The sequence below is a fragment of the Candidatus Deferrimicrobiaceae bacterium genome (genome assembly GCA_036504035.1).
Lineage (GTDB): Bacteria > Desulfobacterota > Deferrimicrobia > Deferrimicrobiales > Deferrimicrobiaceae > JANXPS01.
Genome location: DASXVV010000008.1, coordinates 91065 through 107075, shown reverse-complemented (window position 1 = coordinate 107075; position 16011 = coordinate 91065). Strand labels below are relative to the sequence as shown.

The window sequence follows — 16011 nt, the reverse complement described above, 5'->3', positions numbered from 1 at the left end:
GGCGCTCAGGGTTTCGGCAGCGACGCCATGTCGATGACGAAGCGGTATTTCACGTCGCTCCGAAGCATCCGCTCGTACGCCTCGTTGATCTTCTGGATCGGGATCTTCTCGATGTCGCAGACGATGCCGTGCGCCCCGCAGAAATCGAGCATCTCCTGCGTCTCGCGAATCCCCCCGATGAGAGACCCCGCCAACTGCCGACGCCCGAAGATCAGGTTGCCGACGTTCGGGGACGGGTGCGGCAGCGCGGGCGCGCCGAGCATGCACATCGTGCCGTCGCGCTTGAGCGCGGCGAGGTACGGATCGAGATCGTGCGGCGCGGCGACCGAGTTGATGATGAAATCGAAGCGGTTGGCCTGCTTTCCCATCGCCTCGGCGTCCTTCGAGATGACCACCTCGTCGGCGCCCAGCCGCTTGGCATCGGCCGCCTTGCCCGCCGAAGTCGTGAACAGCACCGTTTCGGCCCCGAACGCGTGGGACAGCTTCACGGCCATGTGGCCGAGGCCGCCGAGGCCGACCACGCCGACGGTGCTGCCCTTCCCGACCTTCCAGTGGCGCAGCGGTGAATAGGTCGTGATGCCGGCGCACAAGAGCGGCGCGACCGCGGGCAGATCGAGCTTTGCCGGGATCCGCAGGACGAATTTCTCGTCGACGACGATGCCGCCCGAGTAGCCACCGTAGGTCATCCCGCCCGAATGCCGGTCGGGGCTGTTGTAGGTGAAGACGATCTCGTTGCGGCAATATTGCTCGAGCCCGTCGAGGCAGTCGGGACAGGTGCGGCATGAATCGACCATGCATCCCACACCGGCGAGGTCGCCCGGCTTGAACCGCGTCACGCCCGCGCCGACCTTGACGACGCGGCCGACGATCTCGTGGCCGGGCACGACGGGATAGGTCGTCCCGTGCCATTCGTTTCTGACGGTGTGCAGGTCGGAGTGGCAGACGCCGCAGAAAAGGATCTCGATCTGGACGTCGTTCGTCCCCGGGTCGCGCCGGTCGAATGCGAAAGGAACCAGCGGGTCGGTTGCCCCGTGCGCCGCGAAGCCGTTGGTCTTGGTCATGTCGAAATCCTCCCATCGGATGGCTGCTCGCCGCCGATCAGCGCGCTCAGCACCTGCTCGATCTGCGTCATGTCGTAAGGCTTCGCCATCGTGCCCCGGAAGCCGTACTTCGGATAATCGGCCATGACGGGATCGTTCGAATACCCGCTGGAGACGATCAGGCAGGCGTCCGGGTCATCGGCGAGGATCCGCTCCGCGGCTTCCTTCCCCCCGATCCCGCCCGGAATCGTCAGGTCCATGATGACGGCGGAGTACGGATTCCCGGCTTCCAGCGCCTTCTTGCACAACGCAATCGCCTCGTTCCCGTCCCCGCACGCCAAGACGGAGTAGCCGAGCTCCGTCAGCATGTCGGAGACCAGCGTCCGGATCATCGCCTCGTCGTCCATGACGAGCACGGAATGCCCGCGCGGCCCGGAGCGCCTCGGCAGCGGCATCTCCGTCCGAACGGCGGGCGGTTCCCGGTCGCTGGCGGGAAGGACGATCTCGAACGTCGATCCGGACCCGGGCTCCGACGCGACCGAGAGGTTCCCGCCGTGCCGGCCGACGATCGACCAGGTCGACGCCAGCCCGAGGCCGGTCCCGCCGGCCTTGGTCGTGAAGTAGGGGTCGAAGATCCGTTTCTGGTTCTCGGGCGAGATGCCGCACCCTTGGTCGCTGATCCGGAACCGGACGTAGTCGCCCGCGGGAAGCGGCGGCGATCCCCGGCCGTCGACCGCGAGATTGTCGGCGTCGATGGTGATCGTCCCCCCGGCCGGCATCGCCTGGGCCCCGTTCAGCACGATGTTGTTGAACACCTGCCCGATCTGCCCCTCGTCGGCCTCGATCGCGCGCAGGTCGTCGGGAACGTGGAATTCGCACCTCACATTGGACCCGCTCAGGACCAGCAACGCGGATTCCCGCACCAGCCGCTTCGCATCGACGGCCTTCTTGATCGGCTCTCCCCCCTTCGCGAACGTCAGGAGGCGGAGGGCGAGCTCGGACGCCCGGCGGGACGCCTTCTCGGCCTCAGTCAGGATCGTCGACGCCTTGTGGGAGGGGTCGAGGAACATCCGGGCGAGAGAGATGTTCCCCAGGATGCCGGCGAGGAGGTTGTTGAAGTCGTGGGCGATTCCGCCTGCGAGGACGCCCAGGCTCTCGAGCCTCTGGGCATGCAGGAGCTGCCGGTCGAGCAATTGCCGCTCGGCTTCGGCGCGCTTCAGCTCGGTGATGTCGGTGATGTGGCAGACGAGCCCGAGGACCCCGCCTCTCGAATCGTTATGACGACGGACGGAGATGAATCCCCAGAAATCGCTCCCGTCCTTGCGGATGTAATGCCGCTCGGTGCTGACCCGGTCGGTCTCCCCCGCAAGGATCTCGCGTATCCGGTCCTTGCCCTCCTCCTTCTGGTCGGGAAAAAGCAGGTCGGGATACCAGGCGCCGACCAGCGCCTCCTGGGGGCAGGCGAACAGCTCGGTCATCCGCTGGTTGACGACCGAGATCTTCCCTTCTGGATCGACCATGAGGATGCCGGCCTGCGCGCTGTCGAAGAGCGCCCGCAGCTGCTCGGCGCTGCGGACGAGCTCTTCGTGGGCGGCGGAGAGACGGCGATTGAGCCGCCGGAAGATCAGGAGCAATCCGGCCAGGACGAGGATGATGAGGCTCGACACGAAGACCGTCCCGATCAGCGCACGATAGTCCCGGTGCGGTTCGGGAGCATAGATGACGGGCGTGGGATCGAAGCCGGGCCTGACCATGCCGAGGTCGGCAAGGGTGTCGGCGATCTCGCGCCAGCGCTTCGGGCTCTGGTACCCGAGCTCGACCAGCGTCGGCTGGATCAACACCTCCATCTGGTTGGCTTCGTACAAGAGCCATTCCCGGCTCTTCGCCTTCGAATACTTCGCGCGGATGAGGTCGGCGACCTCCTCCTTGTGCGTCATCGCGTAGCTCCACCCGCGGAGGGTGGCTTCGCGGAACGCCTTCACGAGCTCGGGGCGATGCTCGACCGTGTCCCGCGTCGTGAAGAAGTTGTCGCCGTAGAAATCGACGCCCTCGGTGAGCGGAGAAAAACGGAGGTACGGCTCTCCGGCCTGCTCGAAGACGAACGGCTCGTTGAACGCGTAGGCGATCATCACGTCGGCCTTGCCGGCGAGCAGGTCGGCCACATCGCCGTGATGCGGGATCTGGACGATCTTGCGCTCGTCGAGCCCGTACTTCTTCAGGACCGCCATCAGGTCGCCGTGCTGGTTCGAATACATGAACTTGCGGCCCGCCATTTCGGCGATGGTGCGGATGCCGGTTTTCCGGGGGGTCAGGAAGATGGCGGGGGAATGCTGGAATATCTGCCCGAGCACCACCAACTTCTCGCCGTGGGCGAGATGCAGGAGGATCGCCGACGTACCGATGCCGAAGTCGGCCCGGCCGTCGCTGACTTCTTTTTCGACCTCGACGTACGGGCCGCCCTCGCGGATCGCGACGTCCAGCCCCGCGGCCCGGTAGAATCCCTTTTCCTTCGCCGCGTAATATCCGGCGAACTGGTAATGGTGGAGCCACTTGAGCTGAAGCGTCACCTGCTCGAGGGCGAACGACGGACGACAGGAGGCGGCGAGCGCGAGGAAGGCGCAAAGGAGCGGAACGAGGGCATTACGCAGTCGGGATACGGCGGAAACCGGCATGCTGTTCGTCCTCGATAGAGTCTGTGACCACGCGAACGGCGGACACGCGATTCTAGCACGCATATTCCACTGCCGATCCGACGCCTTGCGGGGGATCGGCAGTGTCCGACGCCGGGATCAGCCTTTCGTCAGGTTGTTCTTGAGGAAGTCGAGCCCCTGGGCCAGCAGCCCGGACTCGGGAACCTTCCCGTCGGGGGTCAGCTTGTCCACGAGGGAGGGCAGAAGCTCCTTCAGCTTTTCCGTGGCGTCGTCGGTCGAAATTCCCGCCTTGGCAGCCACTTGCCCGATCACCTCCGGCCCGAGCCCGTTTTTCAGCTGCTCCGCGTCGATCGGGAGGTTCTGCCCCGTGCCGACCCACGACGATACGATATCGCCAAGCCCTTTCTCCTTGAACGACTGGACCAACCCCTGCAGACCGCCGCCCGATCCTCCGCCGGAGAGCAATCCAAGAACTCCGTCGACCAGGGTCGACTTTTCGCCCCCGCTCCCGCCGACCGCACTCGACACCTTGCCGACCACGTCATCCAGGAATCCCATCGCGCCCTCCGTAAAATATATTTAAAAACCTTATACTGCATAATCGCATTCTACTATCATTGAAAGAGACGCGCTGAGAACGCTGCGCGGCATTCCCGAGATGAAGGAGGCATGAGATGGAGAATCGGTTCAAGGCGTGTGGATCGCGGAGGGGAAAGCTGATCGCAATCGTCATGGGACTGGTCCTGGCACTTGCGGCGGGGAGCGCCCTGGCCGCCGGTCTGATCGACCTCAACTCGGCCGACCAGAAGGCGCTCGAATCGCTCCCCGGCGTCGGCCCGGCCGTCGCCCAGGACATCGTCAAGGGTCGGCCGTACAAGACCGTGGACGACCTCGCCAAGGTCAAGGGAATCGGCAAGGCCAAGCTCGCGAAGATCCGCCCGCTGGTCACCGTCGGCGGGACGCCGGCCGCCCAGCTTCCGGCCGCGGCGGGCGCCGCGAAATCTTCCGCCGCCAAGGCCGCGAAGGCCGCTCCGGCCGAAGCCCGGAAAGCCGCCAAGGCCGCCGCGCCGGCAGGCCCCGTCAACATCAACAGCGCGACCAGGGAGCAGATCGAGGCGCTGCCGGGAATCGGCCCGGTCAAGGCGCAGGCCATCATCGACGGCCGGCCGTACCAGAAGCCCGAGGACATCATGAAGGTCCGGGGGATCAAGCAGGGGATCTACAAGAAGATCGAGGGAATGATCACCGTCCGATAACGCCACAAAAACGACAAGGAGAGATTGCCGATGAAACGCACGCTGCTGCTCGCGATCGCCGTCTTGTTCGCCGCCTCGGTGGCCTTCGCCGCCGGCCCGAAGACCTACCAGGTGACGGGCCCCGTCCTCGAGATCAAGGGCGACATCATCGTGATCCAGAAGGGCAAGGACAAGTGGGAGATCGTCAAGGCCGCCGGCACGAAGGTCACGGGCGACCTCAAGGTCGGCGCCAAGGTGACGATCGAATACACGATGACCGCGGCCACCGTCGATGTGAAGGCCGAAAAGGCCACAGGAAAGGCCGCCAAGAAGAAGTAGGATTGCCAAAGGCCCATCCGCGACCAGGCGGGTGGGCCTTTCGTCTTGTTACCGCACTGTCCTTCACCCGTCGAACCCGCCGCGGTAATCGGCATCGGTTCTGCTTGTAATCCCCCGACCTCCCGGTGCCGGCTTCGCGAAAGTCGACGCCAATCCGTCCAGCGTCATGTTTTCCGCAATGACGTCGTGGGGGATCAGCAGGTATTGCCAGGGCTTCCCGCCGTTTCCGGTGGCGTGGTCCGACGCGCGCCGGCACCACGTCTCAGCTGCTTCCTTCTTTGCGAGCACGTCGGGCGATTCCATTTCGTTGTGCGCCTTGGGTTCGAGCATGTAGATCGCCTTCGACCCCTCCGCCACGAAATCGGGCTGGTACTCGGGATGATCCGCGCCCGATTTGTAATAAATCTGAAACTGCCCTTTCGCCGGGCGGAACCATTTCTCGGTCTCCCGGTCGAGAATGACCGCCAGCCGCCGTTCGGGGTCGGAATGGAACTTCTGTGTCGGATACAGGCAGCGTCGGAACCCGCCGAACAGATACCGCGCCATGTTGCTCTTGTCTTGAGGTGGTTGCCGGAAATCCAACGGAGAGTCGCCCGCCAGTGCGGTGTATGCGCTATCCTTCAGCACCGTGAGCCCCTGCCAGACCTTCACTTCGTATTCAACTCCGTCCTCCCAATAATGCCCCTGCATCTGGGCGTGGATGAAACGGGCGATTTCTTTTTGATGAAGCCGAAGAACCTTCCGCACATCTTCTTCCGACAGGTAGCCCCGGAAATGCCTGACCGCTTGGCCCGAGAGGTCATACAGCAATTCGGCGTGATCGTCGTACGAGACATCGTTGAAGTCCACCAAGGCTCGAACGATGAAATCCTCCATCCGGGCCTCGTCGATGCCGCCCTCTCCCAATCCGAGGATTTCGAACTGGTTCGTTCGCAAATGCTGGATCCAAAGGTCGTCCGAGGGAGCCGGATAATTAAGCGTCTTCAGGTCCAGGGAAAACGGCTTGAACCCGGTACGAACTTCTCCCTTCGGCAGTACAAGAATTCGTGGGATATCGATCGTTTGTCCGACCACCATCTCCGAGACCTTCGCCACCACAGCGGCGATGTCCGTTTGAGGCAGAATACCTTCCATCGTTAATTGCGACGGCTGAAGTTGCGCACGGACTTCCCGGACCAGACGCGCCTGGACATCCGGCTCTCGCAGATACGCTACGCCCGGCACCTCTTTCGGCCAATTTTCGAGTGCGCGGATCGCCTCGTAAGTAACCCGTGCAACCTGTTGTTCGGCCTCGGTCTCGAAGGCGGGTGCTTCCCCTCCCCCGACAACCGATGCGCCTGCTGTGCCTACCTGCGGCGGCCGTATACCCAAGCGAGTGGCCAGCGTCGACTGAGACACGACCGTGACCGTTTTCCTGCCAATCGCGTCCGTATCCAGAACAACCTGCTGCAACCGGATGGTCGAGTCGGGCTTGCCGGCCTCATCGACGATTTCCTGGAATTTGTCGTGCGCCACGATATTGAGCCGATCCACCGCCGATACGCCGGTCCGTTTCCCGTAGGGAAGCCGGAGACCGCGACCGATCGACTGTTCGATCAGCGTTCGGGCATTCGCCGCGCGCAACGGGATGATCGTGTACAGGTTCGTCACGTCCCAGCCCTCTTTCAGCATGTTGACGTGGACGACGATCTCGGTTGGTTCGTCCGTGTGCTCCACTCGGAGCAGACGCGATACCATCTCGTCTTCCTCGGTACCCGTCCTGCTGGAATCGACCTGGATCGCCTTCTCCTTGTAGCGCCCCTCGAAAAAAGCGTCGGAAGCGATTAAGGTCATCAATTGCGAGGCATGGGTCGTGTCACGGGCAATAACGAGGACGAAGGGTTTTACGATCGGATTGCCACTCTCGCGGGCATACGTTTCCAGCTCGACCTTCACGCTTTCGTGCAGGCGGATGCCGTCCTCCAGTTTCAGACGCTCAATCTCTTCGGGCGCCATCCCGACCGGGTTGAAATTCTTCCGCGTGACGACAGCGGGTTCCTTCACGAAGCCGTCTGCCATCGCCTTTCCCAGCGGATAGTCGAGAATCACGTTCCTGAACGACACGGGACCGCGTGCTGATTCCACGAAAGGCGTCGCAGTCAGTTCCAGCCCCATCACCGGCTTCAAATCGTTGATCGCGCGCACGCCGGCCGATGCCCGGTAGCGGTGCGACTCGTCCATGATCAACACGAGATCGGGCAATCCGGCAAGGTAGTCGAAATAACTTTCGCCGATGTATTCGGAGAGCCGCTTGATCCGAGGTGCCTTCCCGCCGCGCACTTCGGAATTGATCTTCGAGATATTGAAGATGTTGATGCGGACGCCGCCGAACAGCATGCCGGAGACGGGATCGCATTTGTCGTAGTTGTCGCCGGTGATGATCCGAGGCGCGTCGACCGCAAATTCGGCGATTCCCTTGAAAACATATTTCGGGGTGTTCGGCGTGAAATCGGCGATCAGCTTGTTGTAGATAGTCAGGTTCGGCGCCAGCACGAAGAAGTTGTTGATTCCGTGTGCCAGATGCAGATACCCGATGAACGCTCCCATCAGCCGCGTCTTGCCGACACCGGTCGCCAGTGCAAAACAGAGCGACGGAAACTCACGCTCAAAATCGGTGACCGACGGAAACTCGCTCCGGATCGTCGCCAGCGCCGCCTCCACGTCGATCCCTTTCCGTGGAGGAACGATCCCGGTGATTCGGTCGAGAATCTCGAGCGACTGCCGCTGCGCCGGCCGCAGACTCAATCGACCGGCGATCGCGTTGACGTGACGGTTCATGGTCAGCCGTTCCTCCGGTTGATCAGACTGACGATCACCTTGGCGATCGTATCCTTCTCCTCCGGGCGACTCTCAGCGATTAATAGCGTCAACGCCACCAACGCGTTGTCGCCGATCCGCTTCGACCCGTCCTCCCTGTAAAGCACACCGCACCCGGCCAGAAAATAAATGAACAGGGCTGCGCCGATCCGCTTGTTGCCGTCGCTGAACGCATGATTCTTCACGACGAAGTAGAGCAGGTTCGCCGCTTTTTCCTCGATGCTCGGGTAAAGCTCGTCGCCGCCGAACGTCTGGTAGATTGTCGCAACAGCACTCTTGAACCCCTGATCCTTTTCCAATCCGAAAAGCCCACCGAATTCGTTGCGCATGGGCTCGATGACCGACTGCGCATCCTCGTACGTGAGGAGCCAGGGCGTTTCCCGCGTCGTATCTTCGATCGCCAAGGTTCCGTGGTCATACCGATCCAGCGTGGTCAGGGCATAAGCATAATCGCCGAGAACCTTGAGAAGTCCCCTGGCTTCATCAAGGCCAACCGGCTGATGGCTAAGCGTCTTTTCCAGCAATCCGACTGCGGTTCGCAGGTCGGCCATCTTTTCTTCCTGCTCCCGGAATCGCTGCTCGTTGAGGGTATAGCCGCGCACGATGTGGTCACGCAACACCCGAGTCGCCCACTGTCGAAACTGGGTGCCCCGCTTCGACTTGACCCGGTAGCCGACCGAAATGATGACGTCGAGGTTATAAACGACAACTGGCTTGTCGGAATGAGCAATGTGCAAATTATGCACATTGCTTTTTTCGTCCAACTCGCCTTCACGGAACACATTTTGGACGTGCTTGGTGACGACCGATCTTTCTCTTTGAAAAAGCAGGGCCATCTGCGCTTGCGTCAACCAGACTGTATCCTGGTTCAGGTGGACTTCAAGCGCCGTAGTCCCGTCCTCGAACTGGAACAACTCGATATTTCCGGAGGCATCCGATTTCCATGACGGTGTCTCGGAAATAAGCCGGGAATCCGGCGCCTTGGGCGGAGTGCCTTTCAAGGTTCATCCTCCCGTTCCGGTTTCCCTTCCCCGAAATCGAGCGTCTGCTGGCCCGGTTTCGGCGGCGCCTGCGGCAGGTTCTCCACTTTCAGGCTGTAGTCGTCGTGGCCCCATTCGCAGCGGGAGAGCACCTGGTGCGGGATCTTCTTTACCGTGAGGTTCGGGTAGCGGTCGGGGTTCCCCCGGAAGGCGGTGCAGAGGACGAGCAGCGACCGGTCGCCCCCCACTTCGTCGGAAAGCTGCTGAAGCTGGTCGGCGCTCAGGTTCTGCGTGGTCACGTAGATGAAGTCGCGCTCGGTGGATCGGCCGTGCTGCCAGTAGATCGCCTCGCTCGGCGCATAGGTGAACCCTTCGAGCTTGCACAACGCCTCGGCGAGCATGTTGGCGTTGTACTCGCTGCTGATGACCCAGTTCCCCCACTTGTCCTTTTCGAGCAGCGACGGCGCGAGCCGGTAGTAGCGGAACCCGCCGCCCCCCTTCCAGTCGACCGCCTTTGTGATCCCGCCGGGATCCTCGCCGTCGATCACCTTCTGCATCCGCGGGATGATGTGCGTGTGACAATGCTCGCCCAATTCGATCATGATCCAGCGCCGCCCCATCTTGTGCGCCACGGCGCCTGTCGTGCCGGAACCGGCGAAGGAGTCGAGGACGAGGTCGCCTGGGTTGGTGGCGATCTCTAAAACGCGTTTAATCAGACGTTCAGGTTTGGGAGTGTCGAATACATCACGAGCACCGAATAGGCTGATCATTTCTTTTTTGGCTTCATCAGTATGCCCAACATCATCATGAGGCCACCAGTTGTGCGGCGTCATTCCATCCCGAACCTCAGAAAGAAAGAGCTTCACGGCAGGCGCGGAATTGCGTCCATCTCGCCCCCACCAAATCCGTTTTTCCTCTACATGCTGACTATGGGTCTGTGGGTCGTACTTCCATGCTTTCTTAGCGTTCTTAACTATGTTACCTGTATTTGGATTAATGATGTCATAACAAAGATTTGGCCGTTTATCTGGCGTGGCTTGATTCAAATAATCTACTGCTTTCCATGGTCCCCTCGGGTCGTTATCAGGGTTTGAATATCTGGCTGCGGATTCTTCCGTTCTTGGAAGTAAGTTGTTCATAAATTTTTCGCTCTTTGAATAGACTAAAACAAAATCGCAAATAGTTGCAATGCCTTGAAAGTTATTGCTCACGCTGTATTTCCGTTGCCATGTCACGGTTGTCTTGTAATTTACTCGGCCGAACACTTCATCACACACCACCTTGAGGTAGTGCGCCTCGTTGTCGTCAATCGTGATCCAAAGCGAACCGTCATCCGACAGCAAAGTTCGGATGAGTTCGAGCCGGTCCCGCATCAACGACAGCCAAAGGGAGTGCTCTAACCCATCGTCGTAGTGAGTAAACGCGCTGCCGGTGTTGTACGGTGGGTCGATGAAGACGCACTTCACCTTCCCCGCGAACTCTTGCTCCAGCGCCTTAAGCGCCAGCAGGTTGTCGCCGAAGATGAGCCGGTTGTCGAAGAGGTCACCCCCGGTCACCCGGTGCGCCGCATGGTGCGAATTCGCTGGATCCTCAAGAAGAATCCGCGGCTCGAGCCGCGGACGATTCTCCTTCCCGATCCAGGTCAGTTCGAGTTTCTTTTTGATCATCTTTGACTGCCCATCAACCGACTTTTTTCTTAACGGAGGCGTCGAATACCTCTTGGTTAATTGGAGACTTAAGTCGATTATTATTCAACAAGGTCAAAATTAATTCGACGTTATCTTCATTTACCACGATCACACCATCCTTTATCGTCAGCCCCCACTTTTCCTCTTTATTCAACCTAATCAGGTTATTGAAGTATGACTTGTCTTTATAGTAGCCACTTTTCTGGATAGCAGATATTTTTCTCAAGAAATTCAAATTCGATCCAACTATTTTTCGAATTGGCTCCACGTCATTAAATATCTTCAATCCAACAAATTCCGTCATAATTGTGTCCCTGTTATCCTCCATGCCTTGACGGAAATTCATGGCACTTTCGAACTCTTTCTTATTTGATATAAACGTTGTCCCTTCGAATACGAAAAAATCTATATGCGTATCCAACACGAAAACTTTTTCGTCATCAAGATCGGATAGGACTTTATCTCTGAAAATCAGAAATGAAACGGCTTTCATTTTTGCAGCTTTTGTAAATTTATTTATTTTTCTAACGCCATATATAACATTAGCATCATGCCGAATATCTATAACATATGCCCATGAATCCAACAGCTCGTCATAGTTATCTACTTTCTTGTTTCCAAATCCTTTGTCTATCTCATTTTGAACTCGGACGAAATCAGTTTCAGATGAATCAATCGTCAGAAGCCCATCATCAAGGTCTGCTGTCAGGAAATCGTATGCTTCAAGTTTATAGTCGGCACCATTAATTCGGTCCACAACTGCCCTTTTCAACTTATTCTTAAGTTTAGTATCAAGATCTACACGTAAAACTGTGTAATGGGCTATTTTATTTAGATCCAGTGTCCTTTTAACCAGCCAAAGGGTCGTGATCCAATGCTTATAATCGACTTGGCGTAAATACGTCATTTTTTTCCCAAGTTTAGTTACCATCTCGTTTCTCCTTCACCTGAATGCTGGCAACAAAATATAAGAATCTTGAAAGTTGTTCGACAACACACGTATCGCCGACATGAAACTCTTCTTTAGAAATGAGCATTCCCTGCATCTCACGCTCGCCAAACTTTAGTTGACAATCGTATAGCCCATACCCTGCAAGGGCAAGGACCGGATTCACAAAAATATTTTGGGTCCTATAAGACAAGGAAAACATCAAAAGCATAAAGACACCCATACTCAACAAGGTCTTCCAATCACCCAAGTTAAAATTATAGAAAGATATCATGTATGGAATCGTATACGTAAACATATCACCAGACTTGTTAGATGCCTTTAATATATTTACAGGAATACCATTTTCAATTTTTTGTGCGGCGAGCATAGTAGTGCAGCATGCAATTATAACAGTTACGGCGATTACTGCCGCCGTAATAATGTGTTTAGGAAGAAATGTTTTTTCATCAATATCCTTTATGATAAATATAAGAGCCAAGGGAAAATAGGAACTTATGAACATAAAAACTGAGGCAAAAAAGCGAAGTTTCATGACAGATCCTCACTCATCGGAACTCCTCGCGGGCTTGCTCGGTTACCCATGGGCTTTCCGTTACATGAATCGTATTATCGCCCTGTCGCATTCGAGGAGACAGTTCTATTCCCTCTCACACTTCTAACCGCCACCGGATTAAAAACAATTGGGTCATCCCCATCCGTTGCTGCATCTTCCCCTCGATCTCCGCGATCAGTTCGTCTCGTTTCCGGTCGACTTCATCCTGAGCGTCGAAGAGGGTCCGTCGCTTCTGGTTGCGCTGGGATTCAAGCGCCTTAACCTGCTTCTGGATTATCAGCTTTTCCTCAAGAGTCTGCGCCGCGGTGGCTGTGCGGCGGACTTCCTTGATCTGGCGGTCGATCTCCTTGATCTCGCGTTCGAGGCCGAGTTTCAGGTCATCCGCCCAACCATCCAACTTGTCGGCCTCGACTTCAAAGAACCGGGCGTTCCGGTCCGATACGTCCAAGCGGATTTCGGATTGACGCTTCTTCTCGAACCCATCCAAGCGTGCGGCGATTGGTCCGGTCAGGGCTACATTACCCTCTACGACACCCGGCAACGAGAACACCTTTTGGGCGGTGTCCCCATCCAGGACCTCTCCATCATCGGTGATCGCCGAAAAGATCAGGTGATCTTCCGCCTGGTCGAGCGATTCGACGGTGAACAGGGAAAGAGTGAGCCAACCGGACTGACCGATAAGCGGCTCCAGGATCGAAATCTTGCCTTCATGGTCCCCATAACTGAAAAGGATTTCGGCTGCCGGCAAATCGCGCCGCTTCGCTTGAGCGAGAATCGCTTCCGCCAGTGGGTGATTTAGTCGATACAGGTGCGCTTCACCCGTACGGCGGGGCAACTCGTAAAGCCCAAGAGGGATGGCGCCGTCAGCGTGGGAAAACGGGGAGGAATCGAGACGGAAAGAAGAGTCGTCTGGAAATTTGGCGTGCCCACCCAGTTCGTGGCGCGTCAGGCGCATCAGCAATCGCTCGAATCGGTTGAGGAACGCCTTCGAGGCTTCGTCGCGAATCTTCAGCTTCTCTCTAACCTCGTCGTCGAAATTTTCGAGAAGGGTCTGGCGGGTGTTCGCCATGGCCTGGCTGATTTCGAAACTCAGTTCAAGTTGAAGCTGGTCGAAGGCTGTTTTGATTTCCTCGGTTCGCCGGCAACATTGATAGATGGATGCGATCCGTTTTTCGAAATCCACACCGGATTCGATGGCGCCGAGCACTTCATCGCTGGCCCCGAACACCCCTTCGAACAGGCGGAACTTTTCCGAAAGCAATTGGTAAACGCGACGGTCGGCTTCGTTTTTCCGGTTGAGGAAATTCACGACGACGACATCGTGCTTCTGACCGTATCGGTGACATCGACCGATTCGCTGCTCGATCCGCTGCGGATTCCAGGGAAGGTCGTAATTCACCACCAGCGAACAGAACTGAAGGTTGATCCCTTCTGCGCCGGCCTCGGTCGCAATCATGATGTGACCTTCCTCGCGAAAATAGTCCACGAGCGCAGAGCGCATGTCGGCAGTTTTCGAGCCGGTGACGCGGTCTGTTCCCGTATGGCGCGCAAGCCATGCCGAATAGATCGCCTTGGAACGGTCGTCGGTGTTCGATCCGTTGAAAAGCACGATGCCGTCCCGAAACGGACTGTCGGCCAACACGCGCAACAGATAATCCTGCGTCCGCCGGGATTCGGTAAAAATGATGGCCTTCTTCGCGGCGCCAAGATCGACGGCTTTCCGAAATGCGACCTCCAAAGCGGTCAGGAGCGCCCTCCCCTTGGCGTTCTGTTCGATGGAGACAGCCAGCTGCGCAATGGAATCAAGATCGGCAATCTCCTGTTCGAGCGCGAGTCGATCAGCCACCGACAACGGGGGGGCGACCTCTTCCTCGGACCATTCCTCGGCCGTCTCGTCGAGAGCCTCGTAATCCTGATCCAGATCCTGTTCGAGGGTATCCGCCTGGGTCTGTTTTTTAAGCCGGGTTTTCAATCGCCGAGACATCGACTCCAGCGCACCTCCGATGGCAAACGTCGACGACGCGAGCAGCTTGCGAAGAACCAGCGTGATGAGCGTGCGCTGACCGGCCGGCAACGCCTGAAGACTCGGACGGCGAAGATATTCCGAGACGAGTTCATACAGGTGATCTTCGCTCTCTTCTGGCGTGAATTCCTGCAGAATCGGCCGCCGCTCGGTGTACGGAACGTATTGGCTGACTTGCCTACGAAGCGTGCGGTGGCAAACCGGTTTCAGCCGGTTCCGCAAAGACTGGAAAACGTGCTCCTGATTCGGATTCGAAAATTGCTCACGGAAACTTTTCAGGTCGCCGAAGGTGTGTTCGTCGATGAAACCGACAAGGCCGTACAACTCAAGCAACGAATTCTGAAGGGGTGTGGCGGTCAACAGCAGCTTGTGCCTGGACGCAAGCGCCTGCTTCAACGTGTTCGCGATGATGTTGGAGGGCTTGTAGACATTGCGAAGACGATGAGCTTCGTCGATGACGGCGAGATCCCACGGCGTGGCCTGTACGTCAGCGGCCTTGTTGCGGGCAAACTGGTAGGAGCAGATCAGGATCGAATCCGTTGCAGCGAACGGAGGAACGCCTCCCCGCTTAACGGTTTCGTTATACGAGCGACTCTCCAGAATCCGGCAAGGGAGAAAGAATTTTTCGGACAGTTCCTGGTGCCACTGCTTGCGCAAATTGGACGGAGTAATGACGAGGATGCGACGGGCGCGCTCGGCCCATTTCTGAGAGATCACGAGACCGGCTTCGATCGTTTTCCCGAGACCGACTTCGTCCGCCAGAATCGCCCCCTTGGAAAACGGGGACCGAAAAGCAAACAAGGCCGCATCGACCTGATGCGGGTTCAGATCCACCTGAGCGCCAGCAACCGCCCCGGCAAGTTTATCCGGACTGTCGGAAGCATAGCGGCGCGTCAATTCGTGGGCGAAATATTTGGCGTGATAGTCGGTGATCATTCGTAAGTTGGCGTCACCTTATACGGCCCCGCAAGCGCTATTCCCATCCCGCCAGCAGTATACTCGCCTGAACTCCCGCGGTATTCCCGAATCACAAGCCCCGAACGCGACAAGGCCGGCTCCCGTTTCCCGGAAGTCGGCCTTGTTCGTTAGGGACCGGGCGCAGGAGGTCAGGCCGCCTGCGACATCCGCGCCGCCTAGAAGTATCGCTTCAGCAGCCCGGCGAACGCCTGCCCGTGGCGGGCTTCGTCCTTGCACATCTCGTGGACGGTATCGTGGATGGCGTCGTAGTTGAGCTGCTTGGCCCTGGTCGCCAGATCCTTCTTGCCCTTGCAGGCGCCGTTTTCGGCGTCGACGCGCATCTGGAGGTTGGTCTTGGTGTCGGCCTTGACCACTTCGCCCAGCAACTCGGCGAACTTGGCGGCGTGCTCGGCTTCCTCGAAGGCGATCCGCTTGTACGCCTCGGCCACTTCGGGATACCCTTCGCGGTCGGCCTGGCGGCTCATCGCCAGGTACATGCCGACTTCGGTGCATTCGCCCGTAAAGTTCCGCCGGAGCCCTTCGAGGATTTCCGGGTCGACGCCTTCGGCGACGCCGATCTCGTGCTCGTCGGCCCAACCGAGGCCGATCTCTTCCTTGAGGACAAACTTGGCCGCTAGCGCCTTGCACTGGGGACAATGGGGCGGGGGAGCGTCCCCTTCGTGGATATAGCCGCAAACGGTACAGACGTACTTCTTCATTCCTTCCTCCTTTTGAGG

The 16011-nt window shown here is 58.3% G+C and carries 12 protein-coding genes; 2 read left to right on the top strand and 10 right to left on the bottom strand.

The genetic code is table 11. From position 1 onward, the window contains the following. Positions 1–5: 5 nt before the first annotated feature. From VGK27_05160 to VGK27_05150, 3 genes are all read right to left on the bottom strand, one after another. Entirely contained in the window at positions 6–1061 is a 1056-nt protein-coding gene (locus VGK27_05160) for an NAD(P)-dependent alcohol dehydrogenase (GenBank protein ID HEY3489496.1), read from the bottom strand. Further along, the gene (locus VGK27_05155; GenBank protein HEY3489495.1) at positions 1058–3712 is read right to left on the bottom strand and encodes an ABC transporter substrate-binding protein; all 2655 of its coding nucleotides are present in this window, start codon (positions 3710–3712) and stop codon (positions 1058–1060) included. Before VGK27_05155 ends, VGK27_05160 begins: the two co-directional genes overlap by 4 nt. A gap of 117 nt (positions 3713–3829) precedes the next feature. Further along, complete coding sequence (locus VGK27_05150) at positions 3830–4249, bottom strand: YidB family protein (GenBank protein HEY3489494.1); 420 nt, start codon at positions 4247–4249, stop codon at positions 3830–3832. 116 nt (positions 4250–4365) lie between these two features. On the opposite strand from VGK27_05150, the gene VGK27_05145 reads away from it, so the two are divergent. Further along, positions 4366–4947 (top strand): helix-hairpin-helix domain-containing protein, encoded by a 582-nt coding sequence (locus VGK27_05145; GenBank protein HEY3489493.1) that lies wholly within the window; start codon positions 4366–4368, stop codon positions 4945–4947. A 30-nt stretch (positions 4948–4977) separates the two neighbouring features. Further along, positions 4978–5265, top strand: coding sequence for a hypothetical protein (locus tag VGK27_05140; GenBank protein ID HEY3489492.1), 288 nt, complete (start codon positions 4978–4980; stop codon positions 5263–5265). 63 nt (positions 5266–5328) lie between these two features. On the opposite strand, the gene VGK27_05135 is transcribed toward VGK27_05140, so the two are convergent. The 7 genes from VGK27_05135 to VGK27_05105 form a co-directional block, all read right to left on the bottom strand. Next, positions 5329–8082 carry a DEAD/DEAH box helicase family protein gene (locus VGK27_05135; GenBank protein HEY3489491.1) on the bottom strand — a complete coding sequence of 918 codons (2754 nt, stop codon included), beginning with the start codon at positions 8080–8082 and terminating at the stop codon, positions 5329–5331. A 2-nt stretch (positions 8083–8084) separates the two neighbouring features. Then, positions 8085–9122, bottom strand: coding sequence for a virulence protein RhuM/Fic/DOC family protein (locus VGK27_05130; GenBank protein HEY3489490.1), 1038 nt, complete (start codon positions 9120–9122; stop codon positions 8085–8087). After that, on the bottom strand, positions 9119–10768 hold the full coding sequence (locus VGK27_05125) for a site-specific DNA-methyltransferase (protein HEY3489489.1): 1650 nt from the start codon (positions 10766–10768) through the stop codon (positions 9119–9121). Before VGK27_05125 ends, VGK27_05130 begins: the two co-directional genes overlap by 4 nt. A 13-nt stretch (positions 10769–10781) precedes the next feature. Continuing rightward, entirely contained in the window at positions 10782–11720 is a 939-nt protein-coding gene (locus tag VGK27_05120) for a Kiwa anti-phage protein KwaB-like domain-containing protein (protein HEY3489488.1), read from the bottom strand. After that, the gene (locus VGK27_05115) at positions 11710–12273 is read right to left on the bottom strand and encodes a hypothetical protein (protein HEY3489487.1); all 564 of its coding nucleotides are present in this window, start codon (positions 12271–12273) and stop codon (positions 11710–11712) included. Before VGK27_05115 ends, VGK27_05120 begins: the two co-directional genes overlap by 11 nt. A 115-nt stretch (positions 12274–12388) precedes the next feature. Beyond that, positions 12389–15253, bottom strand: a complete 2865-nt coding sequence (locus VGK27_05110) for an SNF2-related protein (GenBank protein ID HEY3489486.1) — start codon at positions 15251–15253, stop codon at positions 12389–12391. A gap of 197 nt (positions 15254–15450) precedes the next feature. Next, the gene (locus tag VGK27_05105; GenBank protein ID HEY3489485.1) at positions 15451–15993 is read right to left on the bottom strand and encodes an NADH peroxidase; all 543 of its coding nucleotides are present in this window, start codon (positions 15991–15993) and stop codon (positions 15451–15453) included. Positions 15994–16011 lie beyond the last annotated feature (18 nt).